The 20,638-nt window shown below is 74.1% G+C and carries 20 protein-coding genes and 1 tRNA gene; 12 read left to right on the top strand and 9 right to left on the bottom strand.

Annotated features, from left to right (window positions below; all coding sequences use genetic code 11):
- Positions 1–111 precede the first annotated feature (111 nt).
- Positions 112–765, top strand: a complete 654-nt coding sequence (locus tag PIR53_07180; GenBank protein ID WZH53770.1) for a hypothetical protein — start codon at positions 112–114, stop codon at positions 763–765.
- A complete protein-coding gene (locus tag PIR53_07175) occupies positions 762–2,354 on the top strand; it encodes a DNA polymerase Y family protein (GenBank protein ID WZH53769.1) in 1,593 nt (530 codons plus the stop codon). The genes PIR53_07180 and PIR53_07175 overlap by 4 nt, the downstream gene beginning before the upstream one ends.
- On the opposite strand, the gene PIR53_07170 is transcribed toward PIR53_07175, so the two are convergent.
- Genes PIR53_07170 through PIR53_07160 form a run of 3 tightly spaced genes read right to left on the bottom strand, consistent with a single transcriptional unit; the run spans position 2,345 to position 4,965 of the window.
- Positions 2,345–2,998, bottom strand: a complete 654-nt coding sequence (locus tag PIR53_07170; GenBank protein WZH53768.1) for a GyrI-like domain-containing protein — start codon at positions 2,996–2,998, stop codon at positions 2,345–2,347. The genes PIR53_07175 and PIR53_07170 overlap by 10 nt on opposite strands.
- Positions 2,999–3,017: 19 nt before the next feature.
- Positions 3,018–3,674 (bottom strand): dTDP-4-dehydrorhamnose 3,5-epimerase family protein, encoded by a 657-nt coding sequence (locus PIR53_07165; GenBank protein ID WZH53767.1) that lies wholly within the window; start codon positions 3,672–3,674, stop codon positions 3,018–3,020.
- Between the two features lie 34 nt (positions 3,675–3,708).
- Positions 3,709–4,965, bottom strand: a complete 1,257-nt coding sequence (locus PIR53_07160; GenBank protein WZH53766.1) for a DUF222 domain-containing protein — start codon at positions 4,963–4,965, stop codon at positions 3,709–3,711.
- A 333-nt stretch (positions 4,966–5,298) separates the two neighbouring features.
- Here PIR53_07160 and PIR53_07155 point away from each other — a divergent pair, with 333 nt between their 5' ends.
- Positions 5,299–8,658 carry an error-prone DNA polymerase gene (locus PIR53_07155; protein WZH53765.1) on the top strand — a complete coding sequence of 1,120 codons (3,360 nt, stop codon included), beginning with the start codon at positions 5,299–5,301 and terminating at the stop codon, positions 8,656–8,658.
- A 29-nt stretch (positions 8,659–8,687) separates the two neighbouring features.
- Here PIR53_07155 and PIR53_07150 read toward each other — a convergent pair whose 3' ends face one another.
- Both PIR53_07150 and PIR53_07145 read right to left on the bottom strand, forming a co-directional pair.
- Positions 8,688–9,068 (bottom strand): DUF1304 domain-containing protein, encoded by a 381-nt coding sequence (locus tag PIR53_07150; protein ID WZH53764.1) that lies wholly within the window; start codon positions 9,066–9,068, stop codon positions 8,688–8,690.
- Between the two features lie 108 nt (positions 9,069–9,176).
- Complete coding sequence (locus PIR53_07145) at positions 9,177–10,208, bottom strand: NADP-dependent oxidoreductase (protein ID WZH53763.1); 1,032 nt, start codon at positions 10,206–10,208, stop codon at positions 9,177–9,179.
- A 386-nt stretch (positions 10,209–10,594) separates the two neighbouring features.
- Between PIR53_07145 and PIR53_07140 the strand changes: the two genes are divergently transcribed.
- Positions 10,595–12,091: an MFS transporter gene (locus PIR53_07140; protein ID WZH53762.1), complete on the top strand. Its 1,497-nt coding sequence runs from the start codon at positions 10,595–10,597 to the stop codon at positions 12,089–12,091.
- Here PIR53_07140 and PIR53_07135 read toward each other — a convergent pair.
- Positions 12,088–12,708, bottom strand: coding sequence for a TIGR00730 family Rossman fold protein (locus PIR53_07135; GenBank protein WZH53761.1), 621 nt, complete (start codon positions 12,706–12,708; stop codon positions 12,088–12,090). The genes PIR53_07140 and PIR53_07135 overlap by 4 nt on opposite strands.
- Before the next feature lie 28 nt (positions 12,709–12,736).
- Positions 12,737–13,369, bottom strand: a complete 633-nt coding sequence (locus PIR53_07130) for a hypothetical protein (protein WZH53760.1) — start codon at positions 13,367–13,369, stop codon at positions 12,737–12,739.
- A 60-nt stretch (positions 13,370–13,429) separates the two neighbouring features.
- On the opposite strand from PIR53_07130, the gene PIR53_07125 reads away from it, so the two are divergent.
- On the top strand, positions 13,430–14,440 hold the full coding sequence (locus PIR53_07125) for a cation diffusion facilitator family transporter (protein ID WZH53759.1): 1,011 nt from the start codon (positions 13,430–13,432) through the stop codon (positions 14,438–14,440).
- Between the two features lie 36 nt (positions 14,441–14,476).
- On the opposite strand, the gene PIR53_07120 is transcribed toward PIR53_07125, so the two are convergent.
- Positions 14,477–14,899, bottom strand: coding sequence for a hypothetical protein (locus tag PIR53_07120; protein ID WZH53758.1), 423 nt, complete (start codon positions 14,897–14,899; stop codon positions 14,477–14,479).
- Positions 14,900–15,000: 101 nt separating this feature from the next.
- Between PIR53_07120 and PIR53_07115 the strand changes: the two genes are divergently transcribed.
- The 4 genes from PIR53_07115 (at position 15,001) to PIR53_07100 (ending at position 17,332) form a co-directional block, all read left to right on the top strand.
- Positions 15,001–15,165 carry a hypothetical protein gene (locus PIR53_07115; GenBank protein ID WZH53757.1) on the top strand — a complete coding sequence of 55 codons (165 nt, stop codon included), beginning with the start codon at positions 15,001–15,003 and terminating at the stop codon, positions 15,163–15,165.
- Positions 15,166–15,175: 10 nt separating this feature from the next.
- Positions 15,176–16,066 carry a DUF72 domain-containing protein gene (locus PIR53_07110; protein ID WZH53756.1) on the top strand — a complete coding sequence of 297 codons (891 nt, stop codon included), beginning with the start codon at positions 15,176–15,178 and terminating at the stop codon, positions 16,064–16,066.
- 38 nt (positions 16,067–16,104) lie between these two features.
- Positions 16,105–16,178 (top strand) — tRNA-Pro (locus PIR53_07105).
- Between the two features lie 410 nt (positions 16,179–16,588).
- On the top strand, positions 16,589–17,332 hold the full coding sequence (locus PIR53_07100) for a hypothetical protein (protein WZH53755.1): 744 nt from the start codon (positions 16,589–16,591) through the stop codon (positions 17,330–17,332).
- Between the two features lie 659 nt (positions 17,333–17,991).
- On the opposite strand, the gene PIR53_07095 is transcribed toward PIR53_07100, so the two are convergent.
- Entirely contained in the window at positions 17,992–18,228 is a 237-nt protein-coding gene (locus PIR53_07095; protein WZH53754.1) for a hypothetical protein, read from the bottom strand.
- A gap of 221 nt (positions 18,229–18,449) precedes the next feature.
- Between PIR53_07095 and PIR53_07090 the strand changes: the two genes are divergently transcribed.
- The 3 genes from PIR53_07090 to PIR53_07080 are packed head-to-tail and all read left to right on the top strand — an operon-like array spanning position 18,450 to position 20,626.
- Complete coding sequence (locus tag PIR53_07090; GenBank protein WZH53753.1) at positions 18,450–19,232, top strand: DUF1206 domain-containing protein; 783 nt, start codon at positions 18,450–18,452, stop codon at positions 19,230–19,232.
- A 5-nt stretch (positions 19,233–19,237) separates the two neighbouring features.
- On the top strand, positions 19,238–19,885 hold the full coding sequence (locus PIR53_07085) for a hypothetical protein (GenBank protein ID WZH53752.1): 648 nt from the start codon (positions 19,238–19,240) through the stop codon (positions 19,883–19,885).
- A 9-nt stretch (positions 19,886–19,894) separates the two neighbouring features.
- Positions 19,895–20,626 carry an acyltransferase gene (locus tag PIR53_07080; GenBank protein ID WZH53751.1) on the top strand — a complete coding sequence of 244 codons (732 nt, stop codon included), beginning with the start codon at positions 19,895–19,897 and terminating at the stop codon, positions 20,624–20,626.
- Positions 20,627–20,638 lie beyond the last annotated feature (12 nt).

The following is a 20,638-nucleotide window of genomic DNA, read 5'->3' as shown; positions in this document are numbered from 1 at the left end:
CGCGCGGGGGTGGGCGGACGTCCTCGTTCTGCTCTGGGCGGAACGGTCGGGCGTGCTCGGGGAGGGGGACACCGGCTTGCGTGAGTCGAACAAATGTTCGATCATCGAGGGGTGTCCGTTCCCGCTCTCGCCCCCGCCTCGGTGTCCGGTCCGGTGTCCGGCTCGGCGTCCGGTTCGGCCGACGACGTGGTGGCCCGGCTGCGGCAGAAGGTCGCGGCCCTCGAGGGCGGGCCGGCGCGGCTGACGGTGCCCACGCACCCGTCCCTGGGGGGCCTGGTGCAGCTGCGGGCGGGGGCGGTCTACGGGGTGGACTCGGCGCGGCTGGCCCTGCTCCTGATGGCCGGTGCGTCCGCGGCGGGGGAGTGGACGGCGGTCGTCGGCTGGCCCGACCTCGGTGTCGAGGCGGCCGTCGAGCTCGGCGTCGAGCCGTCCCGCACCGTGCTCGTCCCCGATCCCGCTGACCTGTGGCTGGAGGCGACCGCGGCGCTCGTCGACGTCGTGCGGCTCGTGGTGCTGCGGCCGCGTGCGCGGGTGGACGCGCGGGCGGCGAGCGTCGTCGAGGCGCGGCTGCGCAAGCGGTCCGCCGTGCTCGTCGTGTGGGGGGACTGGCCGCGCTGCGAGGCGCGGCTCGAGGTCGAGGAGAGCCGGTGGTCCGGGCTCGACCACGGCGACGGCCGGTTGCGGGAGCGGCAGGTGCGCGTCGCCGTACGACGCGGAGCGGCCCCGCCGCGCCACGGCGAGCTGCAGCTGGGGAGGGCGGGATGAGCGGCCCGGGCCGGGTGCTCGTCGTCTGGTGCCCGGACTGGTCGGTGGTCGCGGCGCTCACGGAGGAGGGGCTCTCGACCGCGGTGCCGGCCGCGGTGCTGGGCCGCAACGTCGTGGAGGTCTGCAACGACGCGGCGCGCGCCGAGGGGGTGCGTCGGGGGATGCGGCGACGTGACGCCCAGGCGCGGTGTCCCGAGCTGGTGCTGCTCGACGCCGACCCCGACCGCGACGCGCGGGCCTTCGAGACGGTGCTCGGGGTGGTCGAGCGGCTGCGTCCCGGGGTGGCGCCGCTGCGTCCGGGGCTGATGGCGGTACGGGCGCCGGTGAGGTTCGGGGGTGGGGAGGCGCACGCGGCGGCGCTCTACGCGGAGATGCTGGTCGAGGCCGGGGTCTGGGACGTCCGGATCGGCATCGCCGACGACGTCTTCACCGCGGAGCAGGCGGCGCGCCGGGCGGGGGTGCAGGCCCACGAGGTGGTGGCGGTCGGCGGCTCCTCGGCCTACCTGCGGGGGCTCGCGGTCGACGCCCTCCTCGCCGACCCGGAGGCGGACGAGCTCGTCTCGCTGCTCCACCGGCTCGGCCTGCGCACGCTGGGTGAGCTCGCCGAGCTCGCCCCGGGGGATGTGTCGCGGCGCTTCGGCGCCTACGGGCTGCAGGTGCACCGGCGTGTCCGGGGCGAGGCGTCGGGTCCGCTCGCCGCGCGCACCCCGCCGCCCGAGCTGGCGTGCGAGGTCGCCTTCGAACCGCCGCTCGACTCGGTGGAGGCGATCTGCTTCAGCGTCCGCACGACCGCCGAGCGGTTCGTCGCCGGCCTCGCCGAACGCCAGCTCGTCGGCACCGCGGTGCGCGTCGAGGCGTCCTGCGCCGGCCCCCGCGGCGAGGACGTCGTCGTCTCGTCCCGCGAGTGGCTGCACCCTCGCCACTTCTCGGCCCGCGACCTGGTCGACCGGGTGCACTGGCAGCTGCAGGGACAGGCGCAGGGATCGGTGCGCAGCCGTCGTGCCGTGGTGGCGGTGACCGAGCCGGTCACCCGCGTGCGCTTCGTGCCGGCGACCGCCGAGCCGGCGGCCGCCCACGCGGAGGGGCTGTGGGGCGGGGGCGCCTCCGAGCTCGTCGAGCGGGGGATGGCGCGGGTGCAGGCGTTGCTGGGGTACGACGCGGTCCGGGTCCCCGTCGCCCAGGGGGGCCGCACGCCTGCGGCCCGGCAGACCTCCGTGCCGTGGGGCGAGCGGACCCGGGTGGTGCGCTCGCCGCAGCAGCCGTGGCCCGGGCAGATCCCCGGCCCGGCACCCGCCCGGGTCTTCGCCGAGCCGCTGCCCGGCGAGCTGATCGACCACGCCGGGCTGCCCGTCGAGGTCGACGAGCGGGGATGGGTGAGCGCGGAGCCGGCGACCGTGCGGGTGCCCGACGTGGGCTGGCTGCCCGTCGATGCATGGGCGGGCCCGTGGCCCATGGACGAGGCGTGGTGGGAGGAGACCGGCTCTCCGTTGCGTCGGGCCGCGCGGTTCCAGGTCGTCGGCGTCGACGGCCGGGCGTGGTTGCTGGCCTGCGTCGACGGCGGGTGGTGGATCGAGGCGGGTTACGACTGACCGGTGCCCGCCCGGCGCTGCTCGATCGGCTGGCTGGGTTCGATCGGCTGGCGCAAGATCGTGCGGAGGCGCCCGGGAGCGGTCTTCCGCACGTCGGACAGGTAGATCTCGTGGTGCGCACCCCGCGGTCGGTAGCCGTGCTGCGGCATGAACTCGTCGTGCATCCGCGCGATGGTCGGGCCCTCGTCGTCGTAGGGGCCGACGTGGAGCGTCTGGACCGCGAGCCCCTCGGTGATGGTCGTGAACGTGAGCCGCCCGGCCTCCGCGAGGTCGCGCCTGCTGCGGGCGCTCTCGATGCCCGCGGCGACGAGGTCGTCCGTCGCCCACGGGGGCTGGGCGATCATCATCTGCCAGTGCCACGCGTCCTTGTCGCGGGCCGTGAACACCCGCAGGTCGTCGGCCCACCACAGTCCCTCGAGCGGGGCGACGGTGTGCTTGCGGCCCAGCTCCTCGATCGCGACCGCTCGCACGCCGTACGACGACGCGTAGAGTGCCTCGACCACGTCGGCGTAGAGCCGCGACGTGTTCGGATCGCCCTCGCCCACGGCGGCGAGGAACGCGATCGACGGGACGTCGACGACCTCGATCCTCGTCGTGGCGCGGTAGGGGAGCCGGGGGTCCTTCTTGAGGTCGTGGTTGTCCATCGGGGTGCGACCCTCGGTGTCAGCCGCGCGGGGTGGAGTTGTGGCTGCGCCAGTCGGCCCAGGTCGGCAGGCGGGAGGCCTTCCGGAGCGCGGCGAGCAGCGGGGCGTCGGCGCCCTCGGGCGGGAGGGTGAGCGCGGAGCTGCCGTTGCTCGCGCCGGTGTCGTTGCCCGCACCGGTGTCGATCGGCCAGGGCAGCCGCAGGGTCGGGTCGAACGCGTGGACCAGTCGGTCGTTCTCCGGCCGGCGCCCGCGCGGACCGAGGTGGGTGAGCGCGCTGTCGTCGACCAGGGCCGTGAAGCCGTGCGCGAGGCCGGGTCCGACGTAGAGCCCGGCGACCGGTGGGTCCGCGTCCGGTCCGGTCGTCCCTGGGGAACCGGACGTCAGGCGTACTCCGCGGTGCCGGCCGAACGACGGCGACCCCACGCGCACGTCCGCCACGAGCACCAGCACCTCGCCGCGGCTGCACGTCAGGTAGGTCCAGTCCGCCGGCGTCGGCAGCGGCGAGAAGCGCAGCCCGTGGACGACGCCCAGCATCCCCTGCACGTGGTGGAGGTGCCCCACGCCGAGCGGGTGACCGACGGTCGCCTCCAGGCCCGGCGGGATGAGCGCCGACGCGTCCGCCGCTGGCTCGAGCGGCAGCTCCCAGAGCCCGGGAAGGGCTTCGTGCGCAGTCACGCGACCAGGCTAGTGCCGCGCTCCGTTCACTCGCTCACTCGCGGCTGGTGAAGCGGAGCTTGCCGGTGCCGAGGCGTTCGACGAGGTAGAGCGGGTCGTGGACCTGGTGGTGGTGTTGGTCGCAGAGGAGGCAGCCGTCGTCGACGTTGGTGTGGCCTCCCTTCGACCATTCCGTGAGGTGGTGGGCGTGGGTCTGGTGGGGTGGTCTCGTGCAGCCTTCGGCGACGCAGCCGCCGTCGCGGATGGCCATGGCGGTGCGCATGGCTCGGGTGTGGAAGCGGGCGGTGCGGCCGAGGTCGAGGACCTCGCTGTTGGTGCCGAGGACGGCGGGGATGAGGCCGGCTGCGCAGGCGAGGCGTCGGGCTTCGCCGGCGCTGATCTGGAGGCCGGTGTCGAGGGAGGCCGATGCGAGACCGCCGAGGAGCGACTGCAGGGTCATCGTCACCACGACGGTGGCGCCGGTGCCCCCAGCGTTCGGCAGGTCTTTCTGGTCGAGCATCTCCAGCAGCTGTTGGAAGGCCTGTCCGTAGCGCTCGGGGGTGGAGCGGTCGCGCCGGAAGCGTTGGTCGGGGTCGTCGTTGGTGTTGAGGTGCGGTGGTGCGGCGTAGGCGTCGAGGGCTTTGCGGAGCATGGCGCCATGGAGCTCCGGGATGACGAATCGTCCCCAGATGCGGCCGAGTCCGTCGGAGACCATGCTGAGCCGTGAGGTGGCCCGTGCTTGCCGTTCCTCGCGTTCCAGCAGTGCCGCCTCGTGGGCTTCGCCGACGTCGGGGGCGATGACGGTGAGGATCTTCTTGCCGATCGCGCGCAGGGCCTTCGCGTCGTGGTCGACGGCGAGACCGACCATCACCCTCTCTGCCTCGACGCGCAGGTCGGCTTGCAGGTCGTCGGGTAGCGCGTCGAGAGCCTTGAGGATGACGTCGGCCTGTTCGGTGTTCACCGCTCCGGTCTCGCACCCGGGCCGGAGATAGATGGTGTGGCGGTTCGAGATCGCTTCACCGATCCTGGCGATCCGGTAGGCGTCCCGCCGGGTGAGGGCGCTCGCATTCGCCAACCACACCGCAGCGCTCGAGGCGCCGTTCTGCCGGTGGAGCTCGACCTCCTCGGCGTGCCGCACCAACACCGCGACCAGCGCCGACGCGCGCGCGACGAGCCGGTGCGCATCGACCAACGCGATCCCGGTCTGCGGTGCGCTCAGCCACCCGAGCCCCGTGCGGCCGTCGGCCGCGAGCACAGCGGTGGCCACCCGGATCGCCTCCAGCAGGGGATGGCCCACGTCGACACCGGGCACCACCCATCCGGGTTCGGCATCCGCGGCGGGCTCGGACGCGTCGTACTGACCCTCGCCGAGCGAGACGATCCGGCACCCGCGTCGGCTCGACCGGCCATTCGCCCGTGGCGAACGCGTGCTCCAACCAGTCCGGCACCGGCTCGTCGACCAGGAGCTCGGCAGGCGGCTCCGGCACCGGTGGCCCGAAGCCACCGGCGTCGCCCGTCGAGCTGACCCCCGTCATGGCGACCACTCAACCCGGACCCACCGACAGTTCTGAGGGGGAAGGAAGCAGCGCCGTACCCCTGTGAACGAACGATCCCGCCCCGAACACATGTTCGATAAAGTGCGCCCATGGGATGGAACAACCCGGCGGTGCCGTGGAGCGAGCTGGAGCGGCGGCTCTCGGCGCGCCCCGGTGCCGACGACGCGCCGATCTCGCGTCGGCGTCGCCGTCGGCCGGAGAGCGTCGCGGTCGAGGCGCCGGTGGGTGCGGTGCCCTATGCCGAGCTGCACTGCCACAGTCACTACAGCTTCCTCGACGGGGCGAGCTCGCCGGCGGAGCTGGTCGTCGAGGCCGCCCGGCTCGGGCTCCACGGGATCGCGCTGACCGATCACGACGGGTTCTACGGGGCTCCGATGCTGGCCGAGGCGGCGGCGGCGGTGGAGGGGGGCGTCCTGCGGACGGTGTACGGCGCGGAGCTGTCCCTCGGGCTGAGCGGTCCGCAGAACGGGGTGGCCGACCCCGAGGGCGCCCACCTGCTGGTGCTGGCCCGCGGGGTGGAGGGCTACCACCGCCTGGCGGCCGCCATGACGGACGCCCACCTGCGTGGTGACGAGAAGGGGCGTCCGGTCTACGACCTCGACGAGCTCGCGGAGCGGGGGCGGGACCACTGGATGGTGCTGACCGGTTGCCGGAAGGGCACGGTGCGCGCCGCCCTGGCCGTCGGCGGGCCTCGCGCCGCGAGGGCGGAGGTCGAGCGGCTGGTCGCACGGTTCGGTGCGGACAACGTCACCGTGGAGCTCTCCCACCACGGGCGTCCGTCCGACCGGGAGACCAACGACCTGCTGGCGGCCGTCGCCGCCGAGGTCGGCCTCCCGGTCGTGGCCACCAACAACGTGCACCACGCGACCCCGGCGGGGCACCGGCTCGCGGGGACGATGGCGGCGGTGCGCGCGCGGCGCAGCCTGGGTGACATGGACGGCTGGCTCCCGGCCGGTCCGGCGGCGTACCTGCGCAGCGGGGCCGAGATGATGCGCCTGCTGGGGCGGTACGACGGGGCGGTCGCCCGCAGCGTGACCCTCGCCGACGAGCTCGGCTTCGACCTGCAGAAGGCGAAGCCCCGGCTGCCGACGCGCGGCATCCCGGCCGGGCACACGGCGGCGAGCTGGCTGCGGGAGCTGGTGGACCGCGGCTTCGCCCGGCGCTACGCGGGTCGCGACGTCGAGCACGAGGCGCGGGAGCGCATCGAGCGGGAGCTGCGGGTCATCGAGGACAAGGGCTTCAGCGGCTACTTCGTGATCGTCCACGACATCGTCGCGTTCGCGCGGGAGCAGGAGATCCTCTGCCAGGGACGGGGGAGTGCCGCCAGCTCGGCGGTCTGCTACGCGCTGGGGATCACGGCGGTGGACGCGGTGTTCTACCGACTGCCGTTCGAGCGGTTCATCTCCGTGCACCGCGACGAGGAGCCCGACATCGACGTCGACTTCGACTCCGACCGCCGGGAGGAGGTGATCCAGTGGGTCTACGACACCTACGGGCGTCACAACGCCGCCCAGGTGGCCAACGTGATCACCTACCGGCCGCGCATGGCGGTGCGCGATGCGGCGAAGGCACTGGGCCACTCCACGGGTCAGCAGGACGCCTGGAGCAAGCAGGTCGACGGCTGGGGCCGGGAGGTGGACCGCAGCCTCGACATCCCCACCGCCGTGGTCGACCTGGCGGAGGAGCTCGTCGGCGCCCCTCGCCACCTGGGGATCCACTCGGGCGGCATGGTGCTCACCGAGCAGCCCATCGGCGAGGTGGTGCCCATCGAGCGCGCCCGGATGGACAAGCGCACCGTCATCCAGTGGGACAAGGACGCCGCCGAGACGATGGGCCTGGTCAAGTTCGACCTGCTCGGCCTCGGCATGCTCGGCGCGCTCGACCACATGATGCGGCTCGTGCACGAGCACACCGGGGTGCGGTGGCGTCTCGACACGGTGCCGCGCGAGGAGCCCGAGGTCTACGACATGCTGTGCCGCGCCGACTCGATCGGGGTGTTCCAGGTCGAGAGCCGGGCGCAGATCGGCACGCTCCCGCGGCTGCAGCCCCGCTGCTTCTACGACCTCGCGATCGAGATCGCCCTCATCCGTCCCGGACCGATCCAGGGCGGTGCCGTCCACCCCTACGTGCGGCGGGCGACGGGCAAGGAGCCGGTGTCCTTCGACCATCCCGATCTCGAGCCCGTGCTGGAGCGCACGTTGGGCGTGCCGCTCTTCCAGGAGCAGCTGATGGCGATGGCGGTCGCGATCGGTGACTGCAGCCACGACGACGCCGACCTGCTGCGGCGTGCGATGGGGTCGAAACGCGGCGTGGAGCGCATCGAGTCGGTGAAGGGGAAGCTCTACGCGGGGATGGAGCGCCGGGGGATCACGGGCCGCAAGGCCGACGCGATCTACGCCCAGATCCTCTCGTTCGCCAACTTCGGCTTCGCCGAGTCGCACGCGCTGAGCTTCGCGCTGCTGGTCTACCACTCGTCGTGGTTCAAGCTGCACCACCCGGCGGCGTTCCTCGCCGGTCTCCTGCGCAACCAGCCGATGGGCTTCTACTCGCCGCAGTCGCTCGTCGCCGACGCCCGGCGCCATGGGGTCAAGGTGCTCCGCCCGGACGTGCTGCGCTCGTCGGCGCAGGCCGACCTCGAGCGGCTCGCCCCCGACGCGGAGGTGCCGCCGACGGCCTTCCCCGAGCAGGTCGAGCACCGCCTCGACGGCGACTTCGCCGTGCGGCTCGGGCTCGACGAGGTGAAGGGCATCGGTCTCGAGGTGGCGCGACGGATCGTCGAGGAGCGACGGGCGGCGCCGTACCGGGACGTCACCGACCTCTCACGGCGCGTCGACCTCACGACGACGCAGCTGGAGGCCCTGGCGACGGCGGGAGCGCTGGCCGGGTTCGGGCTGGGCCGACGGGAGGCGCTGTGGGCGTCGGGGTACGCCGAGAGCGGCGACCACCTGCCGGGCACGACACCCGCGCCCGCCGCGCCGGTGCTGCCGGGCATGACCGAGGTGGAGGAGACGCTCGCCGACCTCTGGGCGACGCGCATCTCGCCGGAGCGCCACCCGGTCGAGCACCTCCGGGAGCTGCTGCGGGAGGCGGGGGTGCGGGCGGTCACCGACCTCACGGGTCCCGTGGAGACGGGGGGCGTGGAGCACGGTCGTCGCGTGCACGTCGCCGGGCTCATCACCCACCGGCAGCGTCCCGGCACGGCGCAGGGCATCACGTTCCTCAACCTGGAGGACGAGACGGGGATGCTCAACGTCGTGTGCTCGGTGGGCGTGTTCACCCGTCACCGTCACGCGGCGCGCAACCGGGTGGCCGTGGTCATCCGGGGGGTGGTGGAGCGCAACGACGGTGTCACCAACCTCGTCGCCGACCGCATCGAGGCGATCGACGTCGTCGTTCCCGGGGCGGGCCAGGTGCTCCAGGCCCGAGCCCGCTCGCGGGACTTCCGATGAGGGCGAGACCGGTCGGCCCGGGCGCCGCCTCAGAGCAGGTCGACCACCAGGAGCACGCCACCGATCAGCGGCGGGGTCAGCTGGATGAGGGCGGGGCGCGCCTTGGCCGGCGAGCTGAGCACCAGCACGAGCCCGGCGGCCACCATCGATGCGGCGGCGAACAGCACGAGCGTCAGCCCCACGGTGCGCTCGTCGAGCGCCACCAGCACGGTCCCGACCGCGATCCCGACCGCGAGGAACAGGTTGTAGAAGCCCTGGTTGTAGGCCATCTCGGCGGTCTGCTCCGCCTGCTCGGGGGTGGTGCCGAAGACCTCGCGGGCGCGGGACCTCCACCACACCGACTCCAGCAGGAAGATGTAGACGTGGATGAGTGCTGCCAGACCCGTCAGGGCCAGCCCCGCCACCAGCATGTCGATCCCCTCCCGCCGGGCGGCACGCTGCCCCCGGCCGCCGCATCAAACCGCAGACGCAGCCACCGGGTCCAGCGCACCGTCGCGCGGACGTCGTCCCGGGGCGACTCAGCCTCCCGTGCGCACGACCATCTTGCCGACGTTGCCGCCGCGCATCATCGAGCGGAACGCCTCGACGGCGTTCTCGATGCCGTCCACGACGGTCTCGTCGTGGGTGATCCGACCGTCCGCGAACCATCCCGCCATCCGCTCGCCGAACTCGCCCGAGAGGTGGCCCCAGTCGCCGAGCGTGAACCCCCGGAGCGTCAGGCCCTGGGTGATGATCCGGAACATGTTGCGCGGACCGGGCACGGGCACCTCGGTGTTGTAGCCGACGATCGCACCGCACAGCGCAGCGCGCCCGCCCCGGTTCATCGCGCCGAGGGCGGCCTCGAGGTGGTCGCCGCCGACGTTGTCGAAGTACAGGTCCACGCCGTCGGGCGCGGCCGCGGCGAGCTGCTCGGTCACCGGCCCCGCCTTGTAGTCGATCGCGGCGTCGTAGCCGTAGCGCTCCGTGAGCAGGCGCCCCTTCTGGGGACCGCCTGCCGAGCCGATGACGCGTCCGGCGCCGAGCAGCCGGGCCAGCTGGCCCGCCGTGCTGCCGACCGCGCCCGCGGCGCCGGAGACGAACACGGTGTCGCCCTCCTGGATCCCGGCGATGGCCGTGAGACCGACGTAGGCGGTCAGCCCGGTCATCCCCAGCACGCCGAGGTGGACCGAGAGCGAGGTGCCCGGCACCTCGCGCACCGGTCGGAACGACGCGGCCGGTCCCTGGGCGACGTCGCGCCACCCGAGCTCGTGCCGCACGGCGGTGCCGACGGGGAGGTCGTCGACCCGCGACGCGACGACGCGGCCGACCGCGCCGCCCGTCATGGTCTCGCCGAGCGCGAACGGGGGGATGTAGCTCTTGCCCTCGTTCATCCGTCCCCGCATGTAGGGGTCCACCGAGATGAACTCGTTGGCCACGCGCACCTCGCCGTCGCCCGGCGGGGGCAGCTCGACCTCGACCGTCCGGAAGTCGGCGTCGTCGGGCCAGCCCTGGGGGCGGCGGACGAGCTGCACCTGGGTGCTGGTGGCGGTCGTGGACGTGGCGTCGGTCATCGGTTCCCTTCCTCGTTCTGTTCCGGCGGTCCCGGTCCGGGGCGCCACCGGGCAGCATGGCTGCATGATCCGCAACGTCGTCGTGGGTGTCGTTCATCCGGGTGTGACCATCGACAAGGTCGAGGAGGCGCTGCAGGCACTCCGCGACCTGCGGGTGGACGGCCTCGACCTCCGTCTCGTCGCGGGGGTGGACCGGGGCTGCGCCTGGGGAACGCCTCCTACGCCCTCACCGTCGACTTCGCCAGCGACGACGACTACCGACGCTACGACCGGGACCCCGAGCACAACCGCATCCGCGAGGAGCTGTTCGCGCCGATCTCGGCGTCGATCCAGCGCATCCAGTTCGCGCTGCCCGACCCGTTGGGCCCCGGCGCTAGCGTGACCGGGTGACGGAGACGACCCCGGCGACCGGCGCCGAGCACGGAGCGGGCGCAGCGGTCGAGGCCGACGACCAGGGACAGCCGGACCCTCGCCGGTGGCGCATCCTCGGGGTGAGCCTCGTCGTCGGCTTCATGGTGCTCCTCGACGTCACGATCGTGAACGTCGCGGTGCCCTCGATGCGGTCGGGTCTCGAGGCGGCCCCGGGCACGATCCAGTGGGTCGTCTCGGGCTACGCCCTCGCCTTCGGCCTCACCCTCGTGACGGGCGGTCGCCTCGGTGACGCCTACGGTCGTCGGCGGCTCATGGTCGTCGGCCTCCTGGGCTTCGTCGCCGCGAGCGCCGCCGCGGGACTCGCGCCCGACGCCACCTGGCTGGTCGTGGCCCGGCTCGTCCAGGGCGCGTCGGCGGGCCTGTTGACGCCGCAGAACTCCGGCCTCATCCAGACCCTCTTCCGCGGTCGGGAGCGCGGTGTCGCCTTCGGCACCTTCGGCCTCGTCGTCTCCGTCTCGTCGGCGCTGGGCCCGGTGCTGGGCGGTCTCATCATCGCCATCGCCGGCACGGAGGACGGCTGGCGCTGGATCTTCCTCGTCAACGTCCCCATCGGGCTGGTGCTGCTCGTCCCCATCCTGCGGCTGGTCCCCGGGCGGGACCCGTCCGCGGGCACCGGCCGCGTCCACCTCGACCTCCTGGGCGCAGTGCTGCTGGGCGCGACGGTCCTGGCGGTGCTCATCCCGGTGGTGAACGTGGAGGGCGGCACGGTGACCCTCCTGCCGCTCCTCGTGCTCGTACCCGTCTTCGCCGTGGCGTTCGTGCGGTGGGAGCACCGCGTCGTACGGCGCGGGGGAGCCCCGCTGCTCGACGTGAGCCTGCTGCGCCGGACGCCGGGCTACGCGAGCGGCGTCACCATCGGCACCCTCTACTTCACCGGGTTCACTGGTGTCTTCCTCGTGCTGAGCGTGTTCCTGCAGGAGGGGCGGGGGCTGACCGCCCTGCAGGCGGGACTCCTCCTGTGCCCGTTCGCCATCGGGTCCGCTGTGGCCTCGCCGATCGCCGGCCGCGTGGTGGACCGCGTCGGTCGCGTGCTCACCGTCGGCGCCCTCGTCGTGATGCTGGGCGCGCTCGTCGTGCTGGCCGTGGTCGTGCCGGCGGGGCTGCCGCTGTGGCTCGCCCTGTCGGTGCCGCTGCTGGTCGCGGGGGCCGGCGGTGGTGCGGTGGTCTCGCCCAACATGACCCTCTCGCTCGCCGACGTGCCCACGCGGATGGGCGGCGCCGCCGGCGGCGCCCTCCAGACCGGGCAGCGGATCGGTGCGGCCATCGGCGCTGCCGTGACGATGACGGCCTACCAGGTGGCGGCCGAGCGGCTCGACGACACGGACCTGGCGCTGCGGTGGGGGATCGGCACGTCGACCGCCCTGCTGCTCGCGGCCCTCGCGGCGGCCGTGTGGTCGTGGCGCGCCGAGCCGCACCCGGGTGGCGGGACCGGCGCGGCGAGCAGCAGCTAGACCGGCGGCGGCACCTCGCGCGGCGCCCCCCACTTGTCGGACCAGGTCGGCGGTGAGGCCAGGGTCGCGAGCAGGCGGTCGAGGTCGTCGTCGAACGCCACGATCTCGCCCTGGGCGGGTCGCACGAACCCGCGCTCCACCATCCGGTCCCGCATCTGCTGCAGTGGCGCCCAGAACCCGTCCACGTCGAGGAAACCGCTGCGCTTGGCATGGATGGACAGCTGCGCCCACGTCCACTGCTCGGCCACCTCCTCGAGCGTGCCGGCCCCACCGGGCAGGGTGAGGAAGGCGTCGGCCCGCTCGGCCATGAGCGCCTTCCGCTCGTGCATCGTCTCGACGACGAGCAGCTCGGTGCAGCCCGTGTGGCTGAGCTCGCGCGCGTCGAGCGCCCGGGGGATCACACCGACGACGTCGCCCCCGGCCGCGAGCGCGGCGTCCGCGACCGCACCCATGAGACCGACGCGGCCCCCGCCGTACACCACGGTGATCCCGCGCTCGGCGAGCGTGCGCCCGACGAGGCGCGCGGCCTCCTCGAACGCGGGGGAGTCGCCGAAGGACGACCCGCAGAAGACGGCGACGGCGCGCAGGGGCGAGGACGGGGTCGCGGAGGTGGGCACGTGCCGGGACGCTACCCGGCCGCGCGGGCTAGAGCAGCACGCCCGCCACGAAGCGGGCGAGGTCGCGCGCCTCGGTGGCCGAGATGGTGTGGCCGAGGCCGGGGTACGACGCGGTCGTGGCCGTCGTGTGCTCGGGGAGCCAGGCATCGGTGCGGGCCACGGCGTGCGGCGCGATGACGGTGTCGGCGTCGCCCCGGCCGGAGAAGACGGGTGGGCGGGTACGACGCAGGGCCGCGTCGCCCGCCACCTCGCCCTGCAGCACGAACGCGCCGAGGAGGCCGGCGCCGACGTACCGCTCCGGCCGGGTCCGGAGCAGCTGGGACGCCACCAGCCCGCCTTGCGAGAACCCGACGGGGAGGACGGCCGCAGCGTCGGGCACGTGCTCCGCGACCCAGGCGTGCGCGCCGTCGACACCGGGGGCGACGTCGGCCGGGTCGGGCGTGCCCGGCGTCGAGATCGGGAACCACGCGTAGCTGCCGGGCGCGAGCACGAGCGGGGCGCGGAGCAGGGCCCAGGCGACGCCGTCGGGCAGGAGGCGCGCGACGCCGAGCAGGGTGCCCTCGTGCGCGCCGTACCCGTGGGCGAGCACCACGGTCGGCCGGCCGTCGTGCTCGCCGCCCTCCCAGCTCGTCGTCGCTTCCGTGACCGCGGAGGTGCTCATGACAGTTGAGGCTACAACTGATCGCTGACGCCCGCTGGGCCGCGGTGGCAGAGTGAGCGCGTGGCGGAACCCGACCAGCACGAGAGCGACCCGACCGCGGCGGCCGTCCGTTCGGTGGACCCACCCGGTCAGGGCGGGGAGTCCCTGGTGACGGTGCTCGTCGCGCTCGCGGCCAACGCCCTCATCGCGGTCGCGAAGTCGGTCGCGGCCGCCATCACGGGGTCGGCGTCGATGGTGGCCGAGGCCGCGCACTCCTGGGCCGACACGGGCAACGAGGTCGCGCTGCTGGCCGCCGAGCGCCGCGGCGGTCGCCCGCGTGACGCCGCCCGCCCGCTGGGCTACGGACGCGCGGCGTACCTGTGGTCCCTGGTCGCGGCCTTCGGCCTGTTCACGGCCGGCTCGGTGCTCTCGCTGTGGCACGGGGCGACCTCGCTGTGGGCGTCGCTGCAGGGCACGGCGGAGGCCGAGGCGCCGGCGTACACGCTCAACTACATCGTGCTCGGCGTGGCCTTCGTGCTCGAGGGCATCTCGTTCCTCCAGGCCCTGCGGCAGGTGCGTCGTGAGTCGGCCCGGTGGCACCTGCGGCCGTTGTCCTTCGTCTACCGGACGTCGGACCCGACCCTGCGTGCGGTCTTCCTCGAGGACTCGTCCGCGCTCATCGGTCTCGTGCTGGCCGCAGGCGGCGTGCTCGCCCACCAGCTGACCGGCGACCCGCTGTGGGACGCGCTGGGCTCCATCGCCGTCGGTGTGCTGCTGGGCGTGGTTGCGCTGTTCCTGATCCGGCGCAACATGGACTACCTGCTCGGCGAGGGCGTGCCACCGGCTCTGCGGACGTGGCTGCTCGACGAGGTGCGCGGCCACCGCGAGGTCGCGCGGGTGACCTACCTGCACCTCGAGTACGTCGGGCCGCGGCGGGTCTTCATGGTCGCGGCCGTCGACCTGGTGGGCGACGCCCCGGAGCCCGAGGTGGCGCGCCGCCTCCGGGCGCTGGAGGCCGAGCTCGAGCGCAGCCCGATGGTCGAGGAGGCCGTGCTGACGCTGGCGACGACCGACGAGCCCGACGTCGTCTAGGCCCCGGCCCCGGCCCCGGCCTCGGGGTGGGGCGGGTCAGAGGTGGTCCGGCACGATGAGCGCGTCGGGGTCCTGGCGCACGGGCATGGCGGCGACCGCGATCCGCAGGACGGCCGCGCCGGCCGCGACGGCCTTGCGGCGCTTGCGCTCCGCGGTGGCGTCCCAGGAGCCGGGCTCGTTGCGGTCCGCACGCTGGCGGAGCGCCTCCTCGGCGGCGGTCTCGTACTCCGCGTCCGTGAACTCCGGCGTCGCGCCCACCGTCGGGCGCTCGGGGAGCGCGGTGAGCGCCGGCAGCACGAGGTCGCCGGAGGCGGCGAGCAACGGGTAGCGGTCGCCCTTCGACAACGTGTCCCACGACGTGCCGCCCGCCCGGCTCCGCAGCAGCCGGGGGAGCGCCTCGAAGGACCGCGCGGCCACGGCCTCGACGGCGACGGTCATCTCGCGCTCGGTGAACTTCACGGGTCTCCTCTGCTCGCGGCGCGGGTGCCGCGGGTCGGTTCCGGTGCTGGGAGCCACCGTACGGCGCGGGTCGGGCCCCCGTGGCGGGGTACCGGCCCCGCATGACCAGTGACCCCAGCGACCACCCCGTGCAGGCCGACCCCGACGAAGATCGCGACCAGGACGCGGAGCCGCCCACGTCGGACGGGCAGGAGCCCGACACGAGCCAGCTCGACCCCGACTCCGAGCCGGCCAGCGACCCGGACCCGGCGCCCGGCGACGCCTGAGGCGGCCCGCATGACGGAGCCCACCGCCGTACGCCGCGGGCGGGTGCGCGTCGGGGTCTCCGGCTGGCGCTACCCCCGGTGGCGCGGCGACTTCTACCCGAAGGGGCTGCCCCAGCGGCTGGAGCTGACCTACATCGCCGAGCGGATGGACACCGTCGAGCTGAACGGCTCGTTCTACTCGCTGCAGCGCCCGACGAGCTACCAGCGGTGGCGCACCCAGGTGCCGGCCGACGTGGTGCTGGCGGTGAAGGGGTCGCGCTACATCACGCACATGCTGCGGCTGCGCGAGGTGGACCAGGCCCTGGCGAACTTCTTCGCGTCCGGGGTGCTGGCGCTCGGGGACCAGCTCGGCCCGGTCCTGTGGCAGCTGCCGGAACGCCACGAGCTGGACGTCGACCAGCTCGCCCGCTTCCTCGACGCGTTGCCGAGGACGACCGGGGAGGCGTTGGACCTGGCGCGCCACCACGATGCGCGGCTCGACGACCGGGCGTGGTTGGAGATCGACGAGGACCGTCCGCTGCGGCACGCGTTCGAGCCGCGAGCCTTGTCGTTCGTGTCCCCGGTGGTCGACGACCTCCTCCGCGATCACGGGGTGGCCCTCGCGGTCGCGGACACGGCCGGGCGCTGGCCGATGTTCGGGCAGGTCACGGCGGACTTCGTCTACGTGCGGCTGCACGGGTCGACGGCGCTGTACGCGAGCGGCTACACGCCGGAGGAGCTCGCCGCGTGGGCGGCGCGGATCGAGGGTTGGGCGACCGGCGCCGACACACCTGACGGGCGCCCCCGCGACGTCTACGTCTACTTCGACAACGACGCCCGCGGGTTCGCCCCGCACGACGCCGTCGCCCTCGCCGCGCGCACCCGCGGACCCGATGCGGGGGGTACGGCGGGGCTGGGGTAATGTTCCGACCGCTCCGCCCGGTGACCCTGGGCGGGCTTCGGGCTGTGGCGCAGCTTGGTAGCGCACTTGACTGGGGGTCAAGGGGTCGCAGGTTCAAATCCTGTCAGCCCGACCGAAGAACGAGCAGGTCAGAGGCCGTCTCCGCGGATAGCGGGGGCGGCCTCTTCTGTGTCTGGGGGAGCGCGTCGGGAGCAACGCTCCTCGGTTCCTGGCGGGCGGGGCCGGCCGGGTCGACGTCCCGCTTCCTGCAGCGAGCGGACTGGCTCCTCGACCGCCGGACGCTGAGTGTGAACGTACGTCCAAGATGCGGCGGCTGCGGCGGCTGCGGGACGGTCGAGAGATCCCCGGCGTGACGTAGCGGTAGTAGAAGCCGCCGACGATCACGTGGGGCGAGACCCTGACGCTGGGCGTCGCAGCCCAGAGTCGGCCGAAACGCCGCTCGAACGCGGCATCGTCTGTTCGGCACTGCCCGGGCCTGAGGCTCTTGTACGCTCCGAGCAGTCAATCCTGGGGGCGACAAACGTGCGCAGTTCGACGATCGTCAGGGCGGCCGGAGCCGCCGCAACCGTGGTGCTGTCGGTCGTGGGGCTCGTCGCCCTGCTGCCGTACTCCGCCTCAGCGGCGGGAGACGTCGCATCCACGTCCTCGGTGCTGGCGCCCGACATGCCCCAGGCCATCGCGGAGCCCGGCGCCCCACCCGTTCCGGCCGGGTGGATCGTCTCGCCGGGCACCAAGTCGGGCACCCCGACCCTCGACTCCGTCGTCGGCGTCTCGGCCCCGCACCTCACCCACACGGCGGTGGTACGAGGCACGCGTGCGACGTACCAGTGGATGCTCGACGGCCGGCCCGTGAGCGGCGAGACCGACCCGACTACCGTCCCCGGTCCTGAGGCGCTGGGCCGCCGGCTGACGCTGGACATCGCCTTCACGGCGCCGGGCTACGCGCCGCGCGCGGGCACGTTCCACTTCGGCGTGGTCGCCCTGCGGGCCGTGCCCGCCGGCTGGGTCTCCGCCTCGCCGAGGGTGGACGGGCCCGCGCGTTTCGGTCGCGCCCTCACCGTCCGCGGCCCGGCCCTCACCCATACTGCGATCGCATCGGGCGCGACGGTGCACTACCGCTGGTTCGTCGACGGAGTCGCAGCGCCCGGCGCGACCGGGCCCACCTGGACGCCGAACCAGGCGGGCGATCTCGTGGTCGGAGTCACGGTGGCGAAGCCCGGCTGGAAGCCCTTGGCGTTCACGCTCCGGCTCGGTTGGATCATCTGAGGGCTGGGAGCGACCCGCCACGGACCACCTCGTGCAGCGGTCTGCCCCCACATCCATCTGGTGAACGACGGAGCTCATCGTCGGTCTCATCGGGCCCATCGACGAGCTGGAGCGCGAGGAACTCCTGAGATGCGTCGGGCGAGCGGCGCGCACGTCGAACCCGGCTCGACCCCGCCGTCTGGACGCCGTCTCATGGTTGGCAAATTGGCTACGCTCGGCCTCAGCGAGGCGACGCGAGGCGCGTGCCGCCCGCCCGAGAGCGGAGGCCGACCGGTGCACGAGGATCTCGCGGCGCGCACGACTCCCCGACTGCTGGCCGTCGTGGTGGTGCAGCTGCTCGCGTTGTCGCTGGTGATCAGCCTCCTCGTCCGAGCGATTGCCGACGGCTGGGCGATCACGGACGGGGCCCTCCAGGTCGGGCTAGCAGCCGTCGTGCTGGCCGGGATCGCGCTCTACCGGCGTCGCCGAGGTGAGCGGCTGTCCATCGGTGGGTCGTCCGTTGCCAAGGTCGTCTTCGGGGCCGTCGTGATCGGCCCGGCCGTGTTCTTCGTCGGCGACGCGACGGGGTTCGTCCTCGATGCCACGTCCATCCGGGTGGCCTTGGTGGTGGCGCTGGCCGGCCTCGCTGTCGGGAAGGCCCGGGACCGGCCGCGCCAGGCTCAGCCCCGTGTCGACGGGTCGCGCCACGGCGCGGGGTCGTCGAACCACACGGCGACGCTCGCCGTGCGCGGGATCCAGCGGATGTGCTCGGTGGCCGCTCCGACGTCGAAGGTCATCCACGTGCCGCCGTCGGACACGAAGTTCTGGTTGACGACGCGCAGCTGGGTGCCCAGCTCGGCGTCGGTGCCGCGCACGGTGAAGACGCGACCGTCCAGCGAGATCTCCATCTTGGCCATCGGGCATCTCCTCGGGGCACGAGCGCGGGTCACGGCGGCGCCCGGTACCCCCGGCCGCAGGGTCGAACCTAGACCGCGTCCGGTCGGGGGTCCTCGCCGCGTCGGCGTCGCACCGATCGCACCGCGTCCTCGGTGAGGCTGAGCACGACGTGAAGCGCCAGTTGGACGGCGACGGTCGAGTGCCCGCCGGTACCGGTTCTCCACAGTCCTAGGCTGGCCGGATGCGCCCCACCACCGCCGACCGCGACCACCTCGCCCGTGTGGGGCTCGTGGCCTACGGCGTCGTCCACCTCCTCCTCGGCTGGCTGGCCCTGCAGCTCGCCCTCGGCGACCGTGAGGGCGAGGCGTCGACGACCGGTGCGATCCAGCAGCTCGCGCAGCAACCGTTCGGCGGCGTGATGGTCGGGGCGGTCGCGGTGGGCATGTTCCTGCTCGCGCTCTGGCAGGGTGCGGAGGCGGTCCTCGACCACCGCACCGAGGACAAGGACGACCAGCTGCGCCACCGCGGCACGGCCGCGGCGAAGGCGGCGCTCTACGCCGCGCTGGGCGTCACGGCCGCCCGGATCGTGCTCGGAGCCGGGAGCAGCAGCCAGGAGGGGCAGGCCGACACCCTCACCGCGAAGCTCCTGGACCTGCCGTTCGGCCAGGTCCTCGTGGGCATCGTCGGGGTGGTGATCCTGGCCGTGGGCGTCTACCACGTCGTCAAGGGCGTCACCGACAAGTTCCTCGAGGACCTCCGCCACAGCGGCCGGGGGACCGCAGGCACGGCGTACACGTGGTGCGGACGGGCCGGTTACACCGCCAAGGGCGTCGCGATCGGCGCCGTCGGCGTGCTCTTCTGCTTCGCGGCGATCGACCACGACCCGGACGAGTCGGGTGGCCTCGACTCGGCGCTGCTCACCGTGCTCCAGGCGCCCGGGGGTCCGGTCCTGCTCGGGGCGATCGGCGTCGGCATCATCGGTTTCGGCCTCTTCTGCTTCGCCTGGGCGAAGCACGTCGACTGAGCGCCGTGGGGTACGCCTGGACCACCCCCGACTCCGCGCCGTACGTCGCCGGTCCGACGCCGTCCCGTCTCGGGGAGACCGACCGCGCCGTCGCCGTGCTGCGGGCCGACGCGGGGCGCTGGTCTCGCTGGGTGCTCGGCGTCGGGGCGTTCGGGGCGGCCGTCGTGGGCGTGTTCGTCGCCGTCGGCGTGGTGGGTGCCATCATCGACCTGGGCCGCGCGGGCCCGCTCGACGTCGGCGTCGTGCTCGCGGCGCTGGCCCTGGCGCTGGCGGGGCTGACGGTCCTCGTGCGGCTCGCCCGCTCCGGACGTCGGCTCACCCGTGCGGCCGCGGCGTGGCTGCGGGCGCCGTACGCCGCGGGCCTGCGCTCACCCGACGCCGCCGGCTGGGTGCGGGCGCGCACGGTGAACCTGGAGGCGCGCGTGCTCGCCCGGCTCGCCACCGGCGCCCTGGCCCTCCTCGTCGGTGTCGCCGGGGTGGCGCTGACCGCCCGCGACCTCGTGCAGGGGATGAGCGCCCTCACCGGCGCCGCGGCTGCCGTCGGCGCGCTCGGTCTCGCCTCCGGGGCCGGTCAGCTCGCCGGCGTGCTCCGGATCGTCGCGGCCCTGGGTGAGGCGGACCCGCTCTGGGTGCGCCTCAGCGGCCGCCGCTAGCCTCCCCGGGTGCCCGCCCGCCTTCCCCACGTCGTCCACCGCCTGCTCGGCGCCGCCGTCCACGAGGTGCGCCGCCGCGTCGAGTGGTACGGCGCGATCTCGCCCGGCACCGTCGCCGGGGACCGCTTCGGGTCGCTGGGCGAGGGGGCGTGCATCGCGTTCCCGCAAGCCACGATCGTGGGGGAGGCGGGGATCCACGTCGGTCGCGGCACCCTGGTGGGACGCGCCTGCACCCTCACGGTGGGCTACGTCGGGCCCGGCGACGTGCCACCGGAGCGGGGCCTCGTCATCGGCGACCGCTGCGTCGTCGGCGCGCGCAGCACCATCACGGCGCACGAGTCGGTGACGCTCGAGGACGACGTCTGGTGCGGCCAGGGCGTCTTCATCTCCGACGCGAGCCACGGGTACCAGGACCCCGACACCCCCGTCGGGCGCCAGCTGGGCCGCCACCAGCCCGTCCGGATCGGCGCCGGCTCCTGGATCGGGCACCACGCCATCGTGCTCCCGGGCACCACGATCGGCCGCAACGTCGTCGTGGCCGCCGGGTCCGTCGTGCGCGGCACGGTGCCCGACCACAGCGTGGTGGCCGGGGTGCCGGCCCGCGTCGTCCGCCACCTCGAGCCCGGCGTCGGGTGGGTCGGCCGCCACGCCGACGACGTCCGGCCGGTCACCAGCGCGGCGCAGGTCGCGGCGTACCTCACCGGCTACCAGGAGCCCGACGGCGCCACCGGCACGGCCTGAGGCGGCACGGCC

It is taken from the genome of Nocardioides alkalitolerans (assembly GCA_038184435.1).
GTDB classification, from domain to species: Bacteria; Actinomycetota; Actinomycetes; order Propionibacteriales; family Nocardioidaceae; genus Nocardioides; species Nocardioides alkalitolerans_A.
Note: the sequence above shows the minus strand (reverse complement) of the source record. Positions and strands in the feature narration are given on the sequence as shown.